This is a genomic window from Denitromonas halophila (genome assembly GCF_007625155.1).
GTDB lineage: Bacteria > Pseudomonadota > Gammaproteobacteria > Burkholderiales > Rhodocyclaceae > Nitrogeniibacter > Nitrogeniibacter halophilus.
Genome location: NZ_VMNK01000009.1, coordinates 65154 through 84326 on the forward strand (window position 1 = coordinate 65154; position 19173 = coordinate 84326).

Annotated in this window: 17 protein-coding genes and 1 other RNA gene; 4 read left to right on the plus strand and 14 right to left on the minus strand. The window is 65.1% G+C overall.

Annotation, left to right across the window (positions count from 1 at the left end):
- Positions 1-5 precede the first annotated feature (5 nt).
- From mraY to rsmI, 12 genes are all read right to left on the minus strand, one after another.
- A complete protein-coding gene (mraY, locus tag FHP91_RS11295) occupies positions 6-1094 on the minus strand; it encodes a phospho-N-acetylmuramoyl-pentapeptide-transferase (protein ID WP_144178078.1) in 1089 nt (362 codons plus the stop codon).
- Positions 1084-2493, minus strand: coding sequence for a UDP-N-acetylmuramoyl-tripeptide--D-alanyl-D-alanine ligase (locus FHP91_RS11300; protein WP_144309708.1), 1410 nt, complete (start codon positions 2491-2493; stop codon positions 1084-1086). Before FHP91_RS11300 ends, mraY begins: the two co-directional genes overlap by 11 nt.
- The gene (locus FHP91_RS11305; RefSeq protein ID WP_144309709.1) at positions 2490-3995 is read right to left on the minus strand and encodes a UDP-N-acetylmuramoyl-L-alanyl-D-glutamate--2,6-diaminopimelate ligase; all 1506 of its coding nucleotides are present in this window, start codon (positions 3993-3995) and stop codon (positions 2490-2492) included. The genes FHP91_RS11300 and FHP91_RS11305 overlap by 4 nt, the downstream gene beginning before the upstream one ends.
- A complete protein-coding gene (locus FHP91_RS11310; RefSeq protein WP_144309710.1) occupies positions 3992-5740 on the minus strand; it encodes a peptidoglycan D,D-transpeptidase FtsI family protein in 1749 nt (582 codons plus the stop codon). The genes FHP91_RS11305 and FHP91_RS11310 overlap by 4 nt, the downstream gene beginning before the upstream one ends.
- Positions 5737-6003 (minus strand): cell division protein FtsL, encoded by a 267-nt coding sequence (ftsL, locus tag FHP91_RS11315; protein ID WP_144309711.1) that lies wholly within the window; start codon positions 6001-6003, stop codon positions 5737-5739. Before ftsL ends, FHP91_RS11310 begins: the two co-directional genes overlap by 4 nt.
- A gap of 2 nt (positions 6004-6005) precedes the next feature.
- Positions 6006-6938 (minus strand): 16S rRNA (cytosine(1402)-N(4))-methyltransferase RsmH, encoded by a 933-nt coding sequence (gene rsmH / locus FHP91_RS11320; RefSeq protein ID WP_144309712.1) that lies wholly within the window; start codon positions 6936-6938, stop codon positions 6006-6008.
- Entirely contained in the window at positions 6935-7378 is a 444-nt protein-coding gene (gene mraZ / locus FHP91_RS11325; RefSeq protein WP_144309713.1) for a division/cell wall cluster transcriptional repressor MraZ, read from the minus strand. Before mraZ ends, rsmH begins: the two co-directional genes overlap by 4 nt.
- A 298-nt stretch (positions 7379-7676) precedes the next feature.
- Positions 7677-8133: RNase P RNA component class A (gene rnpB / locus FHP91_RS11330), an RNA gene on the minus strand.
- A 10-nt stretch (positions 8134-8143) separates the two neighbouring features.
- On the minus strand, positions 8144-9007 hold the full coding sequence (locus tag FHP91_RS11335; protein WP_144309714.1) for a DUF3025 domain-containing protein: 864 nt from the start codon (positions 9005-9007) through the stop codon (positions 8144-8146).
- Positions 9004-9426: a hypothetical protein gene (locus FHP91_RS11340; RefSeq protein ID WP_144309715.1), complete on the minus strand. Its 423-nt coding sequence runs from the start codon at positions 9424-9426 to the stop codon at positions 9004-9006. Before FHP91_RS11340 ends, FHP91_RS11335 begins: the two co-directional genes overlap by 4 nt.
- A gap of 15 nt (positions 9427-9441) precedes the next feature.
- On the minus strand, positions 9442-10476 hold the full coding sequence (pyrC, locus tag FHP91_RS11345; protein ID WP_144309716.1) for a dihydroorotase: 1035 nt from the start codon (positions 10474-10476) through the stop codon (positions 9442-9444).
- A gap of 31 nt (positions 10477-10507) precedes the next feature.
- Positions 10508-11383 (minus strand): 16S rRNA (cytidine(1402)-2'-O)-methyltransferase, encoded by an 876-nt coding sequence (gene rsmI, locus FHP91_RS11350; protein WP_144309717.1) that lies wholly within the window; start codon positions 11381-11383, stop codon positions 10508-10510.
- Positions 11384-11399: 16 nt separating this feature from the next.
- Here rsmI and FHP91_RS11355 point away from each other — a divergent pair, with 16 nt between their 5' ends.
- The 3 genes from FHP91_RS11355 (at position 11400) to FHP91_RS11365 (ending at position 13105) form a co-directional block, all read left to right on the plus strand.
- Entirely contained in the window at positions 11400-11795 is a 396-nt protein-coding gene (locus FHP91_RS11355; RefSeq protein WP_144309786.1) for a YraN family protein, read from the plus strand.
- A 95-nt stretch (positions 11796-11890) separates the two neighbouring features.
- Entirely contained in the window at positions 11891-12481 is a 591-nt protein-coding gene (locus tag FHP91_RS11360) for a phosphoheptose isomerase (RefSeq protein ID WP_144178037.1), read from the plus strand.
- Positions 12482-13105, plus strand: a complete 624-nt coding sequence (locus FHP91_RS11365; RefSeq protein WP_144309718.1) for a BON domain-containing protein — start codon at positions 12482-12484, stop codon at positions 13103-13105. It begins immediately after the preceding gene.
- A gap of 56 nt (positions 13106-13161) precedes the next feature.
- Here the strand turns inward: FHP91_RS11365 and FHP91_RS11370 are convergent, their stop codons facing one another.
- Positions 13162-13632 carry an Lrp/AsnC family transcriptional regulator gene (locus FHP91_RS11370; RefSeq protein ID WP_246116283.1) on the minus strand — a complete coding sequence of 157 codons (471 nt, stop codon included), beginning with the start codon at positions 13630-13632 and terminating at the stop codon, positions 13162-13164.
- A gap of 172 nt (positions 13633-13804) precedes the next feature.
- Here FHP91_RS11370 and FHP91_RS11375 point away from each other — a divergent pair, with 172 nt between their 5' ends.
- Entirely contained in the window at positions 13805-17404 is a 3600-nt protein-coding gene (locus tag FHP91_RS11375) for an indolepyruvate ferredoxin oxidoreductase family protein (protein WP_144309720.1), read from the plus strand.
- Between the two features lie 37 nt (positions 17405-17441).
- On the opposite strand, the gene FHP91_RS21460 is transcribed toward FHP91_RS11375, so the two are convergent.
- Positions 17442-19124 (minus strand): PAS-domain containing protein, encoded by a 1683-nt coding sequence (locus tag FHP91_RS21460; RefSeq protein ID WP_186301519.1) that lies wholly within the window; start codon positions 19122-19124, stop codon positions 17442-17444.
- Positions 19125-19173: the final 49 nt, after the last annotated feature.

Here is a 19173-nt window from a genome sequence, read left to right on the forward strand (position 1 = left end):
TTTCCTCAGCGCAGTTTCAGCGTGGACAACCCGAACAGCACCAGCATGATGGTGATGATCCAGAAGCGGACCACCACCTGCGTTTCCTTCCAGCCGCCCAATTCGTAGTGGTGATGCAGCGGCGCCATACGGAAGATGCGCTTGCCGCCGCTGAGCTTGAAATAGATGACCTGCAACATCACCGACAGGGTCTCGGCCACGAACAGGCCGCCCATGATGAAGAGCACGATTTCCTGGCGCACCACCACGGCCACAGTGCCCAGCGCAGCGCCCAGCGCCAGCGCACCGACATCGCCCATGAACACTTCGGCCGGGTAGGCGTTGAACCACAGGAAGCCGAGTCCGGCGCCGGCGATGGCCCCACAGAACACCGCCAGCTCGCCCGCACCCGCGATGTAGGGCACACCGAGATACTTCGAGAACCCGGCATGGCCCGCCACATAGGCGAAGATCGCCAGCGCGCCAGCGACCATCACTGTCGGCATGATCGCCAGACCGTCAAGGCCGTCAGTGAGGTTGACCGAGTGACTGGTGCCGGTGATCACGAAATAGCTGAGCAGCACGAAGCCACCGAAGCCGAGCGGATAGGCCACGTCCTTGAAGAAGGGCACGATCAGCGTGGTCTGCGCGGGATCGGTCGCCGTCAGGCCGAGCACCAGTGCGCCGGCCAGCGCGATTACCGAGGTCCAAAGATACTTCCAGCGGCTGGCCAGCCCTTTCGGGTCGCGGTGCACCACCTTGCGCCAGTCATCCACCCAGCCCACGGCGCCAAAACCGAGCGTGACCAGCAGCGTGACCCACACATAGTGGTTGCGCAGATCACCCCACAGCAGTGTGGTGAAGCCGATCGCGATGAGGATCAGCGCGCCGCCCATGGTCGGCGTACCCGCCTTGGTGAGGTGAGACTTGGGGCCATCGTCGCGCACCGCCTGACCAATTTTCTTGGCCGCCAGCCAGCGGATTACCGCCGGCCCGAAAATGAAGGAGATCGCCAGCGCCGTCAGCGCTGCCAGTACCGCACGCAGCGTGATGTAACCGAACACGTTGAAGGTTCGAACGTCCTGGCCGAGCCACAGGGCGAATTCAAGCAGCATGCGTTCCCTCCCCGGCCTCGATCGTGTCGTTCGCGACCGCATTGGCCACCCGTTCCATGCGCATGAAGCGCGAGCCCTTCACCAGCACCACCGTGTTCTCGTCCATCAGTTTTTTCAGCGCAGCGACCAGATCGTCGATGCGCTCGAAATGTTCGCCGCCGGCACCAAAATTGCCCGCCGCCACCACGCTGGCCTGACCGAGCGCCAGCAGGTAATCAATGCCCTGGCTCTTGGCGTAGCCGCCGACCTCATCGTGCATTTGCGCACTGGTCTCGCCCAGCTCGCCCATATCGCCCAACACCAGCACCTTGCGGCCCGGCGTGGCGGCCAGCACGTCGATGGCGACGCGGGCCGAATCGGGGTTGGCGTTGTAGGTGTCGTCCAGCACGGTCGCACCGTTCAGGCCGGCGCGCTGGGTGAGGCGCCCACGCGTGCCATGGTAGGCCGACAAACCGGCCACCACATCGGCCAGACTCGCGCCGGCGGCCATGCAGGCCGCCGCCGCTGCGCAGGCGTTGCGGGCGTTGTGCAAGCCCGGCACCTGCAAGGGAAAACTCGCCGCCTCGCTACCTACGTGCAAGGTCATGCGCACGCCCAGACCATGCAGCACGCAGTCGGCGCGCACATCGGCCGACGCGCCAAGGCCAAAAGTGAGCGTCTGGCGTTCGGCGTTGACGCCGCGCCAGTAGTCGGCGAACGCGTCATCCGCGTTGATCACGGCGACACCGCCATCGACCAGTCCGCTGTAGATGGCGCCCTTCTCCTGCGCCACACCGTCCAGATCACCCAGGCCCTCCAGATGCGCGCGCAGCGCATTGCTGACCAAGGCCACCGTCGGCGCAGCCAGACCGGTGAGGTAGGCGATTTCGCCGGGGTGGTTCATGCCCATTTCGATGATCGCGATGCGATGCTCGGCACGCAGACGCAGCAGTGTCAGCGGCAGGCCGATATCGTTGTTGTAGTTGCCGGCCGTGGCCAACACGCCGAGCGCCGGATCACCGCCCTCGCGCTCGACGCGCGCGGCAGCAATGGCGGCACACATTTCCTTGACCGTCGTTTTGCCGTTGCTGCCGGTCACACCGATCAGCGGCAAGTCGAACTGCCGGCGCCACCAGGCCGCCAAAGCGCCCAGCCCCAGTCGGGTGTCGTCCACCACCAACCAGGGCATGTCGTCGCTTGGCGCATGCGCATCGGCATAGGCGCGATCGACCATCGCGGCGGCTACACCGGCCTGCCGGGCAGCCTCAAGAAAGTCGTGCCCGTCAAAGCGCTCGCCTCGCAACGCCACGAACAGGCAGCCGGCGCTGAGCGCCCGCGAATCGGTGAGCACCGCATCAAATGTCGCGGCGCCGGTGGCCTGTGCGCCAATCGCGCGAGCCGATGTCTGCAAATCAATCATGTGTGCGCTCCGTGGCCACTGCCCCATTGCGCCAGGGCAGCACGACCGTGTTCCACATCGGAAAACGGATGGCGTACGCCCTGAATTTCCTGATACGGCTCATGCCCTTTGCCCGCGATCACCAAGACATCGTCGGCGCTCGCCGCGGCCACGGCCACCTGAATCGCACGCGCGCGATCCGCCATGCGATGCATGTTGGCGCCTGCCGTGAGGGCAACCTGATCCAGAATCTGCTCCGGGTCTTCACTGCGCGGGTTGTCGCTGGTAAGCCACACCACATCCGCGATGCCCGCGGCCACGGCGCCCATCAGGGGGCGCTTGCCGGCATCCCGATCACCGCCGCATCCGAACAAGCAGAACAAACGGCCTTTGCGGGCCTGCGCGGTCTTGCGCGCGGCCACCAGCACTTTCTCAAGCGCATCGGGCGTGTGTGCGTAGTCCACCAGCAACAGCGGCTCGCCAATGCCGCCCAGCATCTGCATCCGTCCGACGGGCGGGCTGAGGCGCGAGCAGGCCTGAACCGCGCCTTCCAAGGACACACCACGCGCAAGCAGTGCCCCCATCACGGCCAGTAAGTTGGAGACGTTGAAGTCGGCCACCAAGGGCACATTCACCGGCTCTCGCCGTCCCTGCCAGCTTGCCACAAAGCGTACGCCGGCGGCCGTGGTGCTCAGCGACTCAGCGACCAGCGCGCGGCCGGCCGGTGCCAGCGCGGCGTTCTCAGCCATCAAGGTGTAACCAATCACCGAGGCGCCCTTGGCCACCTGGCGCTTGATCAGCTCGACCCCGAACGCATCATCGAGATTGATGATCGCGTGATCGATATCCAGGCGAAACAAGTCGGCCTTGGCCTCACCGTAGGCTTGCATGTCGCCGTGGTAGTCGAGGTGGTCGCGGGTCAGATTGGTAAATATCGCCACATCGAAGCGCACACCGGCAACCCGGCCCTGATGCAAGCCAATCGAAGACACTTCCATCGCGACGGCCCGCGCACCTTCGTCGCGCAGCCAGGCCAGCGTGCGATGCACGGCCACTGCCTCGGGCGTGGTGTGCAGGCCTTCCATCAACTGGTCCGGGAAGCCGCTACCCAGGGTGCCAATCACGCCGCAGGGCGCGCCGCGCAGCGCCAGCGCCCGTGCCAGCCACTGGCTGACCGTGGTCTTGCCATTGGTACCGGTCACTCCGGCCACCCAAAGCTTGGCCGATGGCGAATCAAACACGGCATCGGCCAGATAGCCGGCAATGCCACGCAAACCGGTCGCCGGCAGCATCGGCACGCCGGCAGCAGGCGGCGTAAAACCATCGGCAGTGTCATAGATAATCGCCGCCGCACCGCGGGCAACGGCCTGGTCGATATAGTCGCGGCCGTCGCTGCGCAAGCCGGGATGGGCGAGAAACACATCGCCCGGCGCCACCGCACGCGAGTCCACACTCAGACCACGCACGCTCACGCCGGCCGCGCGCAGCGCGTCGAGAAGGCGAAGGGCTTCTGCCTGACTCACATGCGCCCCCGAGCAGCGAGTTCTTCCTTACTGCGCGCAACCTGCATCGGCGTGATCGGCGCATCGGGCGGCACCGACAAGGCACGCAAGGCGCCCGCCATGACATTCGAAAAGATCGGGCCCGCCACCTGGCCGCCGTAATACTGCTTGCCGGCCGGCTCGTCGATCATCACCGCCACCACCAGGCGCGGGTCACTCACCGGCGCCAGGCCCACAAAGGAGGCGATGTACTTGCTGGTGTATTTTGCGCCTTCCAGTTTGTGAGAGGTCCCCGTCTTGCCGGCCACGCGATAGCCCGGCACCCGGCCGTGAATCGCCGTACCGCCTTCCTGGGTCACCATCTCCATCATGGCGCGGGTTTCGCGCACCGTTTGCGCCGAGAACACGCGACGGCCGGTCAGTTGAGGCACCTCGCTACGAGTCAGCGTCACCGGGATCAGATCGCCATCGCGTGCAAACGCCAGATAAGTACGCGCCAGCTGCATCAAGCTGGAGGAGACCCCATAGCCATAGGCCATGGTGGCCTGCTCGATGGGGCGCCAGGTACTTGCCGGGCGCAGCCGCCCGGAGGCTTCGCCCGGAAAGCCCAGTTGCAGCGACGAGCCCAGACCCAGGTCGTCATAGACCTGCCACATCTCCTCGGGCTTGAAGGTCATTGCCATCCGCACGACGCCGACGTTCGATGACTTCTGGATGACCTCGGCGACCGTCAGTCGGCCATGCGGTTTGGTGTCGGAGATCGTTGAATTGGCCAGCGCCATGCGGCCATTGCCGGTATCAATCACGGTATCGAACCGGAACTTTCCGCTTTCGAGCGCCATCGCCGCAATAATCGGCTTGAGCACCGAACCCGGCTCAAAGGTGTCGGTAACCGCCCGGTTGCGCAGCTGCGCACCGCTGAGCGACTCCCGGTTATTGGGGTTGTAGGTCGGCGCGTTCACCATCGCCAAAACCTCGCCGGTTCGCGAATCGAGCACCACCACACTACCCGCTTTGGCGCGATACGTTTCCATCGCGTTCTGCAGCGCGGTGTAGGCCAGGTACTGAATCTTGGCGTCGATCGACAGGGCAATATCCTTGCCTTCTTGCGGCGTGCGGATCGACTCCACATCCTCGACGATCTGCCCACGGCGATCCTTGATCACCCGGCGCGACCCCGGCTTGCCGTTGAGCTGGCTGTCATAGGCCAGCTCCACCCCTTCCTGGCCATGGTCATCGACGCCGGTAAAGCCGAGCAGGTGCGACATCACCTCGGCACCGGGGTAATAGCGCCGATACTCCCGCTGGTCGTGGACGCCGGCGAGCTTCATGTTCGCCACTTGCTCGGCCACTTCGGGCGGCACCTGCCGCTTGAGGTAGACGAAATCGCTGTCACGCGCCAGGCGGTGATTCAGATCGCGAACGTCCATATCCAGCAAACCAGCCAATTTGCGCACTTCGGCCGGCGTCGGCTTGGCATCACCTGGAATCGCCCAGATCGATTTGACCGGCGTACTCGCCGCCAGGACCGTGCCATGGCGATCGGTAATCTTGCCGCGGGTCGCCGGGATCTCGATCACTCGCGCATAGCGCGACTCACCCTTGGCCTGCAAAAACTCGTCATTTACACCCTGCAAATATGCCGCCCGCGCCACCAGCGCGAAGGATCCAAACAACAGGGCCAACAAAACGACACGGGGCCGCCAGACCGGCAGCCCTTTCGCAAGAAGTGGATTATGGTTGAAGGTGACACTTCGCTTTTTCACGGGGAGCCCTCCACGACCAGCGTCTGGGACGCTCCCGGCGCCTGCATACGCAAGCGCTGGCGGGCGATTTTCTCGATCCGCACATGCGCCGCCCAAGTGCTTTGCTCCAACTGCAACTGCCCCCACTCGACTTCGAGTTGGCGCATGCGCGACTGATCGCGCTCCAGCTCGGTGTGCAGCTTCCGCGCCTGATGCTGCGAAGCCACCACCCCCAGTGCGCTGGCCACCACCACCACCACGAGCAATACATCGATACGCAGCATGATCAGGCCTCCGTCCGTTCGGCTACGCGCATCACGGCGCTGCGCGCACGCGGGTTGGCCCGCACTTCGGCCTCACCGGCCTTGACCGCCTTGCTCACCAGACGCAGCTTCGGTGCCGGACGATCGGCCTCACGCACCGGCATACCACGCGGCAATGCCGGCGGCACCGACGCGTCACGCATGAAGCGCTTGACGATGCGGTCTTCAAGCGAGTGAAAACTGATCACCACCAGCCGGCCACCCGCTACCAAGCGGTTCATGCACTGCGGCAGAACTAACGACAGCTCCTCAAGCTCCGCGTTGATGAAAATCCGAAGAGCTTGGAAGGTGCGCGTCGCTGGGTGCTGCCCCGGCTCGCGCGTGCGGACCGCTTTCTCCACGAGTGCGGCAAGTTGTCCAGTGGTTGCAACAGCCCCCCCTGTCCGAGCAGCAACAATCGCCTTTGCAACCGCATAAGCAAACCGTTCTTCCCCATAGTCCTTCACCACCTCGGTAATTTCGCCGACCTCCGCTCGGGCCAGCCACTGAGCCACGGTCTCACCGCGACTCGTATCCATGCGCATGTCCAGCGGCGCATCGAAACGGAAACTCATGCCACGCTCCGCCTCATCCAGCTGAGGCGAAGACACCCCCAGATCCAGCAAAATGCCATCGACCTGGCCAATGCCTGCGGCATCCAGCGACTGCGCCATTTCACTGAACGGGGCATGGATCAAAAGAAAACGGGGGTCTTTCAGTTCTGCGCCTGCCGCGATGGCGACCGGGTCGCGATCAAACGCCACCAGACGGCCCGTCGGGCCCAAGCGTTCGAGTACGGCGCGACTATGACCGCCACGACCGAAGGTGCCATCGACGTAACACCCGTCCGGGCGGATATTCAGTGCATCAATCGCTTCGGAGAGGAGGACGCTGACATGGGAGGCAGCGGAGCTCATAGCGCCAGATCTTCCAGGCCCGGCGGCAACAGATCTGCGCCCATGCCGAACATGAGCTCCTGCTGCTTCTGCCAGCCCGCATCGGACCACAACTCGAAATGCGAGCCCTGACCGACCAGCCACACCGACTTTTCGAGCTCGGCAAACTGCCGCAACTCCGGTGCCACCAGCACTCGACCGGCGCCGTCCAGGCGCTCTTCACGCGCAAAACCGACCAGCAAGCGCTTGAGCATCGCCGAGCGCGGCTCAAGGCTGGAGCCCGCGAGCACTTTGTCGCGAATCGGCTGCCACGCATCGGCGGGATAAATCAACAGGCAGCGGTGCGGATGCCCCGTCACCACCAGTTCGCCGGCGCCCGCAGTCAGCGCGTCACGATGCCGCGCAGGGATCGCCAGGCGACCCTTCGCATCGAGACTGAGCGCTGCAGCGCCTTGGAACATCGCACCCCCTCAGGACGGTTCGGAAGAGAGATTTGGTGCACTCTCTCCCACATTTGTGCACTTGACCCCACTTTAGTGCATAGAACAAGGGGGGTCAAGCGCACAAATCGAGGGTTTTGCCAATGGACACAACCACTTACCGAATGCCTCGACGATGTCGAGAAAGGCATTTTCTTAGCCAAATCAATGACAACGGGAATGTATTGGAGATTTCACGCGAAATGATCACGCCCGCATCGCCCCGCGGTGGGGAAAGGTGGGGGCATTTGATTGATGCGTACGGAGAAAAAGGCGGGAAGTGGGAAGTCCGCCGATAAGCCGGGTTCTGTCAAACGCCCTTGCGGGCGCCGGGCAGTCATTCCTCTCGGCGACGCGTTGCCACGCCGCTCTAGCAGCCTACCCGGGAGCGACGCGAGCCACGCCAATGCTCCCCTATTTGGCCTTGCCCCGGATGGGGTTTGCCATGCCGTCCGTGTCACCACGTCCGCGGTGGGCTCTTACCCCACCGTTTCACCCTGACCCGACATCTGCGGTCGTCGGCGGTTTATTTTCTGTTGCCACCCCGTGTCTGCTCGGGTTTCCCCACCGCAAGCGGCGCAGATCACAATCCACGAGATGATCACCCCTTCGGGCAATACTTTCCGTCGCTTTAGCCTTTCGGCGTATGGCGCCCGGCCGTTAGCCGGCATCCTGCTCTATGTGGCCCGGACTTTCCTCGATACGCTTGCGCGTGTCGCGACTGCCTGGCGAACTTCCCGACGCGGATTATAGCGCGAGCGCGCTCGCTTCCACGTCGGAGATTACGGGCGCCGGCGCGCGCGCGCCCAAGGGGCGGAACTGGGCCGTGTCTTCATAGAACTCACGCACCGCGTTTTCGCGCACCACGCCCGGAATGCCGAGCAGCGGCAACGGCGACAAATCGCGCGGCGAGACCAGCAATCCCTTGTCGGCCAATCGGTTCGCGAGCCACGCATCGGCCCAGGCGGTTTGCTCCGACAAAGGCATCGACAGCACCGACTCGGGCACCGCAATGTAGATGGCTTTGGCACACAGTCCATTGAATGGTGTACGCATCTGGTCGTAAGACGCGTGACCGAAAAGCAAAAATCGTGTCGTCGCCTTCACGCGGGCGCGTGCCCCCCAGAAAGCCGACAACCAGTCGTGACGGGCCATGGCCGCCAGCAAGGTATCGTCAGTTCCCAGCACCAGCATGCCGCACTCGTCGAACTGGGTGAGCGCGTCGCGCACTGGGCCGCGACCGCGCAACCGGGTCACACCCGCCAGCGCAGTCTCCTGCATGTGGCAGGCATTGAGCGCGGCTTTGGCGCGCGGAAACGCCGCCCACACCAGGGCATTGAAATAGTCGTGCCAATTGTCGTCTCGCGTGGCGACCTGCCCGCTGTCGAATACCGCCTGCTCGTAGTCGGCACTGATCGCGTCCGGCAGCACAAAGCGAATCGCCTCACCACTGGCGCTTGCCAGGTCGGGGGTGGCCTGGGCGACCAGCCGGTTAAGCGCCAGCAGGCCGGGCAAACGATCACCGCTGCCTTCGAGCAACGCCGCCAGGGGCGCAAACAATGGCCACTTGGCCAGCGCCGCCGGCACGAGGTAGTCCGGGCGGTCGCTCACTTGTCGCCCGACGCGGGTTCAAACACCATGTCGCCATCGCGCATGCGGAAGCTGCCCACCAAGGCGCCGGGCGGCGTCGCAGGGGCATCGGCCCAGTCCTGCACCCGGCATTTCTCGGTACTGGCAAGATACCAGCGGCGCCCTTGCTGCAGCGCCCACAGCTGGTAGCCGGCTTCATAGACATTCATGACCGGCCCGTCGCCGCTGCCCGGCCAGATGCTGACGCGACGCTGACACTTGGGCAGGCGCGCGACAACAATGGCCTGCTCGACCTCGTCGGCCCAGAAATAGCGCTGCTCACGCATCAGCATCAGGGCGTGATCGGAACCCTCCACCTTGTAGGCGGTGGCGGAATTCTCGCAGCCGGCCAGACCCACCAGCATGAGCGGCAATAACAGGAGACGGCGGTCAAGCTTCATAGTGTGCGTGGTGAATCAGCTCAGTTGCCAGGCGACGGTGCCGCCGGCACGCAGCGGGATCAACGGGTCGTCTGGCAGATAGTCGAGTTGGGCTGGCACGGCGGTGTTGGCGCGTGTCAGCGTGAGGGTGTCGGTGTTGCGCGGCAGGCGATAGAAGTCGGGACCGAAGTGGCTGGCAAAGCCCTCGAGTCGATCCAGCGCACCGGCCGCATCGAAGGCTTCGGCATACAACTCGATCCCGGCGTTGGCGGTGTAGCAGCCAGCGCATCCGCAGGCCGATTCTTTGGCACCGCGCGCATGCGGGGCCGAATCGGTGCCGAGGAAAAACTTCGGATTGCCGGAGATGGCGGCCGCCACCAGCGCCTCACGATGTGTTTCGCGCTTGAGCACCGGCAGGCAGTAGTGATGCGGATTGATGCCGCCGGCGAAAATCGCGTTGCGGTTGAGCAGCAGGTGGTGCGCGGTGAGGGTTGCCCCCACGTTGGGGCCGGCTTCGGTCACGAACTGCGCCGCCTCGCGCGTGGTGATGTGCTCGAAGACGATACGCAACGCCGGGTAGTCTTTTGCCAGCGGCGCCAGCACTGTATCAATAAAGATACGCTCGCGATCGAAGATATCAACGTCAGCATGGGTCACCTCTCCGTGAACACACAGCACCATGCCCGACTTTTCCATCCGTTCGAGCGCCGGGCGGACCTTGTCGATGGCGGTCACGCCGGCATCCGAGTTGGTGGTCGCACCGGCCGGATAGAGCTTCACCGCAGGGATGAAGCCGGTCTGCAGGGCACGGTCGATTTCATCGGGCGCCGTATTGTCTGTGAGGTACAACGTCATCAACGGTTCGAACTTGAGACCGGCCGGCACAGCGGCGAGAATTCGGTCACGGTAGGCGCGCGCCTGCTCGGCATTGACCACCGGCGGGCGCAGGTTCGGCATGATGATGGCACGACCGAAGCGGCGCGCGGTGTCGGGCACAACCGCCGCCAGCGCGGCGCCGTCGCGCACATGCAGGTGCCAGTCATCGGGGCGGGTAATGGTCAGTGTTTGCATGCGTTAACCTCGCTTTTTTTGTCGGGCCGGATTATAGGCCCGTCTCGGCATTGGATTTGATGGCCAGCGCGCGCTGATAGAGCGCGTTCTTGGGCTGACCGGTAATTTCAGCGGCCAGCTTGGCCGCCGCGCTGGTCGGCATCTCGGCCAGCAATAACTTGAGCACCCGCTCGGCCTCGACATCCAGCCCCTCGACGGGCGTCGCGCCGGACACCAGCAACACGAACTCGCCGCGCTCGCGGTTACTGTCGGCATCCAGCCAGGCTTGCGCCTCGCCCAGCGGCAGGCGCGCAATCTCTTCGAAACGCTTGGTCAGCTCGCGGGCGACCACCAACTCGCGATCCGGGCCGAGCACCTCGGCCATGTCGCGCAGGCTGTCGCGCACCCGGTGCGGCGCCTCATAAAACACCGTCACATCCGTGCCCTCGCGCAGCGCTTCGAGCCGGCTGCGGCGTGCGCCCGACTTGGGCGGCAAAAAGCCGACAAAGTGAAAGCCGCCTTCGACAAACCCCGCCACCGACATCGCGGTCACCACGGCGCTCGGCCCCGGCACCGGCACCACCGGATGCCCCGCTGCACGCACTGCTGCGACCAGCCGGGCGCCAGGATCGGAGATGCCGGGCGTGCCGGCATCCGACACAAACGCCACCTGCTCACCGGCCGCGAGGCGCCCGATGATCTGCTCGGCCGCCCGGGCTTCATTGTGTTCATGCGCGGCCATCAAGGTGGCAGCGATGCCGTGGGCGCTGAGCAGCCCCTTGGTGTGGCGGGTGTCTTCCGCCGCCACCACATCGACCGCCCGCAGCACGGCCAGCGCGCGCAGGGTAATGTCCTGCAGATTCCCCATCGGCGTGGCCACCACATACAATGACGGCGTCCTGGAAAGCGGTGATTCGTTGATGTCCATGAAACGCCTGGCTCTGATGTGCAAGTCCGCCATTGTCGACCGCCTCGCCCCTCAACGGCAAGCCGCCGAACGCGGCCAGATCGCCGAACAGATGGCCGAGGCGCATTTGAACGCGGCGGGACTGCGCACGTTGGCGCGCAATTTCCGCTGCCGCGGCGGCGAACTCGACCTGGTCTGCCGTGACGGCAAGACCCTGGTATTTGTGGAGGTCCGCCTGCGTGGACGCAGTGATTTTGGCGGCGCCGCGGCCAGCATCACACCGCGCAAGCAGGCGCGCATCGTGCTCGCCGCACGCCACTGGCTGGCCCAGGCCGGCCGGCTCGCCGACGCGCCCTGCCGCTTCGACGTGGTGTTGCTCGACGCGCTCGACAGCACCCGCATCGAGTGGATCCGCGGCGCCTTCGACACCTGACGAGAATGTAACGAAGCGCGTCGGCCACACCGGGCGCCGACAGGCCGCATGCTAGAATCGGCGCTCGTTTCAGGCCAAGAGTCAGCGGATTCACGATGGATCTCATCAGTCGCATTACCGACCAGTTCGAACAGAGTATCGCCACCAAGCGCGCATCGCTCGAGGTGCTTGCCGCGCCGCTCGCCCACGCCGTGGACGTGATGACCGGCAGCCTGATGAACAACGGCAAGATCCTCGCGTGCGGCAACGGCGGCTCGGCTGCCGACGCCCAGCATTTTGCCGCCGAGCTGGTCAATCGCTTCGAGATGGAGCGCCCGCCGCTGGCCGCCATCGCGCTGACCACCGACAGCTCCACCATCACCTCCATCGCCAACGATTACGCCTACGACCAGATCTTTGCCAAACAGGTCGCCGCGCTGGGCCACCCGGGCGACGTGTTGCTGGCCATTTCCACCAGCGGCAATTCGCCCAACGTGATCGAAGCGATGAAGGTCGCGCACGAGCGCGAAATGACCGTCATCGCCCTCACTGGCAAGTCCGGCGGGCGCATGGCCGAACTGTTGGGGCCGGAAGATGTCCACCTGTGCGTCCCGGCCGAGCGCACCGCGCGCATCCAGGAAGTCCATTTACTGATCCTTCACTGCCTGTGTGATGGCATCGATTGTTTGCTATTAGGAGTCGAATAAATGAGTCAATCCCTGCGCCGTACCGTACTGACGCTGGCCCTGGTCGCTGGCGTTGTTCCAGCCCTGCAGGGCTGCTTCCCGCTGGTCGCCACCGGTGTTGGCACGGGTGCGCTGATGGTGTCGGACCGCCGCAGCTCCGGCGCCTATGTGGAAGACGAAGCCATCGAATGGAAAGCCGCCGCCCAGATCAAGGAGAAGCTCGGCGACCATGTGCACGTCAACATCACGTCCTACAATCGCAATGTGCTGCTCACCGGCGAGGCGCCTGATGCGGGGATGCGCGATCAGTTGCCGCGACTCATTTCGGTGGTGCCCAATGTGCGCGGCGTCACCAACGATGTGCAAGTTGCCGGCCACAGCTCGCTGACCTCGCGCAGCAACGACGCCCTGATCACCTCCAAGGTGAAAGCCCGCATGATTGATTCGGCCAGCGTGCAAGCCAACCAAATCAAGGTGGTCACCGAAGGTTCGGCGGTGTACCTGATGGGGCTGGTGACCCAGCAAGAGGCCGATGCCGCGACCCAGGTGGCACGCACCACCGACGGCGTCAAAAAAGTGATTCGTGTCTTCGAGTACATCAGCGACGCCGAGGCCCGCCGGCTGGACCTGCTGCGCAACAACTGAGCCCACCCGTCGCCGCCCCCAACCGCCCTCCGGGGCGGTTTTTTATTGCCGGCAGCTTATGGGGTCTCGGTATCGATCGGCAGCACCGTGTCGTACTTCACCTCCCGCAACACCACCGCGGTGCGCACATTGGCCACGCCGGCAATGGCAAAAATCTGCTTGTGCAGGAAGTGGTCGTAAGCCTTCATGTCGGGCACCACCACCTTCAGAATGTAGTCGGCGTCGCCGGTGGTCGAGTAACACTCGATCACTTCCGGATGCGCCAGCACGGCCCGCTCGAATTCGTCGACTGCCGTGCCCACATGCCGTGCCAGCGTCACATGCGCCAACAGGCATTCCTTCAGGCCGATCGCCTCGCGGTCGAGCAACACCGTGTGGCGCCGAATCAGCCCCGCTTTTTCGATCTCCTTGAGGCGCCGCCAGCAGGGCGTGGATGACAAGCCCACCCGCGCGGAGATCTCCTGCACCGACTGACGCGCATCACGCTGCAGTTCCGCCAGAATGCGGCGCACAAATCGCTCGAGCACAAACATCCTCCAAATTGATGCATATCAAGAACACAGACTCTCATTAATCCCCGCTCATCGGCAAGAGAGGAACGTACAGACCGTTCATCGCACCTAAACTTTCATCACCACAAAACATGACGGGCGACATGGCCGGGCCTCCCCGGCAGTGATCGACCCCACGGAGAGAGACATGCGCCATCCCAAACCCTGGGTGAGCGCGCCGAACGCCCCGCTGGCCTTCCAGGCCGAGCCGGGCGCACCGCTGGCGCGCCCCGACTACACCCTGAGCGATGCCTTCGAGGCCGAGCATGGCGTCGTCTTCCTGACCGGCATCCAGGCGTTGGTTCGTTTGCCGCTGATGCAGGCACAGCTCGACCGTAGCCACGGCCTCAACACCGCCGGCTTCATCAGTGGCTACCGCGGCTCGCCGCTGGGCGGCTACGACATCGCGCTGGGCAAGGCGCAAAAGCAGCTCGACGCGGCGGGCATCGCCTTCCAGCCGGCCATCAATGAAGAGCTCGGCGGCACCGCGGTGCTCGGCAGCCAGCAGGTCGAAACGGATGATCAGCGCACCGTCGATGGCGTGTTCGCCATCTGGTACGGCAAGGGCCCCGGCGTCGATCGCGCCGGTGACGCGCTCAAGCATGGCAACGCCTACGGCGCGTCGCCCCATGGTGGCGTGCTGGCCGTGCTGGGCGACGACCACGGCTGCGTGTCCTCGTCGATGCCGCACCAGAGCGATCTCACGCTCAAGGCCTGGCACATGCCGGTAATCCACCCCGGGAACGTCGCCGAATATCTGGAGTTCGGCCTCTACGGCTGGGCGCTGTCGCGCTTCTCGGGCAACTGGGTCGGCTTCAAAGCGATCTCGGAAGTGGTCGAGAGCGGCATGACGGTTGACCTCGACGCGGTGCGCCACGACTTCCCGCCGCCGGCCGACTACCCCCCGCCCGCCGGCGGCCTGCACTACCGCTGGCCCGACCTGCCCAGCCTGGCACTCGAAGCACGGTTGGTCGACAAGCTCGACGCGGTGCGCGCCTTCGCCAAGCACAACAGCATCGACCGCTGGATTCGCACCACACCAAACGCCACGCTCGGCATCGTCACCGTCGGCAAGGCGCATTTCGACTTCCTCGAAGTGCTGCGCCGGCTCGAACTCACGCTCGACGATCTGGCCGAGGCCGGCATCCGCCTCTACAAGGTCGGGCTGGTCTTCCCGCTCGAGCCGACGCGAATCGACATGCTGGTCGACGGCCTCGACGAAGTGCTGGTGATCGAGGAAAAGGCGCCGGTGGTCGAGGAGCAGATCCAGACCCTGCTGTTCAACCGCCGCGGCGGGCGAACGCGGGTGATCGGCAAGCACGACGCCGACGGCGCACCGCTCTTGTCGGCGCTGGGCGAGTTGCGCCCCTCGCGCATCATGCCGGCCTTCGCCCGCTGGCTGGCCGGCCACCGCCCGGCGCTCGACCGGCTCAGCCATGTGTGCGACTTCACCGCCCCCGAGGTGCTGTCGAATGCCGGCGACGCCGTGCGCCGCCTGCCCTACTTCTGCTCCGGCTGCCCGCACAACAGTTCCACCAAGGTGCCCGAGGGCTCGGTCGCCCAGGCCGGCATCGGCTGCCACTTCATGGCCTCGTGGATGGACCGCCAGACCACCGGCCTGATCCAGATGGGCGGCGAAGGGGCCGACTGGTCGGCCCACGCCCGCTTCACCCGTCGCCCGCATGTGTTTCAGAACCTCGGTGACGGCACCTATTTCCACTCGGGTAGCCTGGCCATCCGCCAGGCCATCGCCGCCCACGCCAACATCACCTACAAGATTCTCTACAACGACGCGGTCGCCATGACCGGCGGTCAGGCCCACGATGGCGTGATCAGCGTCGAGCGCATCGCTCGTCAGGTCGAAGCCGAAGGCGTCAAGCGCCTCGCCGTAGTCAGTGACGAGCCGGAGAAATACGACGGCGCCGGTGCACTGTTTCCGCCCGGCACCACCTTCCATCACCGTAGCGAAATGGACGCCGTACAACGCACACTTCGCGACATCGAAGGCGTCACCGCGCTGATCTACGACCAGACCTGCGCCGCCGAGAAACGCCGTAGGCGCAAGAAGCACGCCTACCCCGACCCGGACCGCCGCATCTTCATCAACCCCGAGGTGTGCGAAGGCTGCGGCGACTGCGGTACGCAGTCCAACTGCCTGTCGGTGATCCCGCTGGAGACGCCGCTCGGGCGCAAGCGCCAGATCGAGCAATCCTCCTGCAACAAGGACTTTTCCTGTGTGCAGGGCTTCTGCCCCAGCTTCGTCTCGGTGGCCGGCGCCACGCTCAAGAAGCGTGTCGGCAAGCTCGACGCGGCCACGCTCGACCACCTCATCCACGACCTGCCCACGCCGCACACGCATCTGGACGATGCGCCCTATGACCTGCTGATCACCGGCGTCGGCGGCACCGGCGTAGTCACCGTCGGCGCGCTGGTATCGATGGCTGCCCACCTCGACGGCCTGGCCAGCTCGCAGCTCGACTTCATGGGCTTTGCGCAAAAAGGCGGCGCGGTGCTGGCCTTCATCCGCTGGGCGAAGACGCCGGAGTTGCTCAACCAGGTGCGCATCGACACCCAGCAGGCCGACCTGCTGCTCGCCTGCGACCTGGTGGTCGGCGCCTCGGCCGAAGCGCTGCAGACCGTGCGCCACGGCCGCACTCGCATCATCGCCAGCGAACACCAGAACCCCACCGACCGCTTCGTGCGCGACCCGGACGCCCAGCTGCATGCCGACGCCCTGCTCGACAAGCTGCGCTTCGCCGCCGGCGACGAGGCCATGGAGTCGGTCGACGCCTACGACCTCGCCCTGCGCCTGCTCGGCGACGCGATCGGCGCCAATATCTTGCTGCTCGGCTATGCCTGGCAACGTGGCCGGGTACCGGTCTCGCTCGCCGCGTTGGAGCGCGCCATCGCCCTCAACGGCGTGGCGGTCGATACCAATCGCATGGCCTTCCACCTCGGCCGGCTGGCCGCCGAGAAGCCCGACGCGGTGCTCGAACTTGCCGAAGAGCCCGCCCACAAGACGCTGACGCTGGACGCGCTGATCGCCCATCGCGTGGCGCACCTCACCGCCTACCAGGACGCCGCCTACGCCGATCGCTACACCGCGCTGGTCGATCAAGTGCGCCGGGCCGAGACCGCGCTGGTCGGCACCGACGCCCCGCTACGGCTGACCGAGGCCGTGGCTTTCGGCTACGCCAAGCTACTGGCGTACAAGGACGAATACGAAGTGGCGCGGCTGTACACCGACGGCCGTTTCATGGACGCGCTGCGCGACACCTTCGAGGGCGATCTCAAACTGAGCTTCCATATGGCGCCGCCCCTGCTCGCCAAGGTGGATACCGCCGGCCGCCTGATCAAGCGCGACTTCGGCCCCTGGCTGATGCGCGCCATGGCCTGGCTGGCGCGCGGCAAGCGCCTGCGCGGCGGCCTGTTCGACCTGTTTGGTCGCACCGCCGAGCGCCGCATGGAGCGCGAACTGACCCACACCTACGCCGAACTGATCGACGCCCTGCTCAAGCGACTGACCGCGGAAAACCTCGACAAAGCCATCGCGCTGGCTGAGCTGCCCCGCCAGCTTCGCGGCTTCGGCCATGTGAAACACGCCAACCTGCAGGCAATCGCAACGCGCGAGGCGCCACTGACCAAGGCCTTGGGCGTCCCGGCGATTTTCGCCGAGGCGCTCAAAAAACTGCCGCACACAACCGGCACCGCCGCGTTCAAGGGCATCCCGGTCGTGGCCGGGAAGTAGCGCGAGGGGCGCACTGTCGCTCCGCGCGGCGACCCGCTCAGTCGGGCGTCGGGCGCTCGCGCGGGATCGACACCCGGAAGCTCGTCCCCTCGCCCACGGTGCTGCGTACGTCGATCCGGCCGCCGTGCTTTTCCACAATACCGTAAGACAGCGCCAGGCCCAGTCCGGTCCCCTGCCCGACGGGCTTGGTGGTGAAGAAGGGATCAAACAGCCGGCTGAGGTGCTCGACGGGAATCCCGCAGCCGGAATCAGCCACCTCCACCCACACCTCGGCGGCATCCTCGCTCACCCCGGTGCGCAAGCTGATGGTGCCGGTGTCCGTGATGGCGTGGCCAGCGTTGACGATCAGATTGAGAAAGACCTGATTCAGTTGTGATGGCAGGCACTCGACCTCCGGTATGTCACCGTATTCCCGACTCACCGTCACCCGATGCTTCATGTCTGTCAGCGCGATGTTGGCGGTGGCATTGAGGCCCGCTTCGAGCGAAGCCATTTGCCATTGGTCATCGCCGCCCGCGCGCGAGAAATCGCGCAGGTCCTGCACGATACGACGTACCCGATCGAGTCCGTCGCGTGACTCATCGAGCAAGGCGACGATGTCATCGCGGACAAAATCGAGATCGGCGTCCGCACAGGCCGCCTCAAACGCGCTCAGCGCGGCGCTGCCCACCGGCAACACCTCACGCAAGCTGCATTCGCAAACCTCGGCCAACGCGAGCAGCTTGCCCACATAGCCGCCCAGCGTCGACAGATTGGCGCTGACAAAACCCACCGGATTATTTATCTCGTGGGCCACGCCCGCGGCCAGTTGCCCGATCGAGGCCAGCTTCTCGGTCTGAAGCAGTTGTTGATGCGTCGTCGCCAGCGCTTGATTGGCCGCTTCAAGCTCGGCATTGCGCTCCTTGAGCGCGGCTTCGACCTGCATGAGATCGGTCACATCCTGACCGATCGTGAATACGCCGATCACGTCGTCACTGGCCGCGCGATGCGGCGAGGCGCATACCTGAAGATAGCCGGCACTGCCATCCGGCCGGGTAAACGGGCGCTGATAGGCCGTTGACTCCCCGTTGAGCGCCCGCCGGAAATAGCCCTCGATCTCCGGATACACCGCCTCGCCCACCAGCTCCAGCAGGGTCTTGCCCCTCTCGCCGGCCTGGACGCCACCAAAAACCAGGTCACGCTTGTTGCTATAGACGCAGCGCAGTTCAGCATCGAAAAACGAAAGCTTGCCCGGCACATTATTCATCACCAGATCAAGCTGGCTGGCGCGTGCCTCGGCCTCGCGCTCGGCTCGCTTGCGCGCCGTGATATCGGTCCAGATCGTCACAAAGCCGCCGCCGGGCAGGGGTTCGCCGCGGATGTCCAGCACCGAGCCGTCGGGTCGGTCGCGCTCAAACTGATGAGGCTCTCGCTTGCGACTGCGCTCGACCAGCGCGTCGGCATGCGCCTCGGGGTCACCGTCGCCATATTCGCCGCGCTGCGCGTTGAACAAAAACAACTCCCTCAGCGTCGGCATTCGGCTGGCAAAGAGGCTGTCGGGAAAATCGAGCAACTGGCGCGCCTTACGGTTGAAGATGCGCACGGTGAACGCGGCATCGACCAACGCCACACCCACGGGCAGATTGTCCATCAGCACACTGATCTCAACCGCACTGAGCGACCCGCCCTCGGCAAGGGCCTGGCCAGAAAGTTGCGCGACGGCATTGGTCAGATCGGTCATGCCCTCTCCTCGGAGGCCTTGACGGCAAGCGGCATGCCGTCTCTCACTA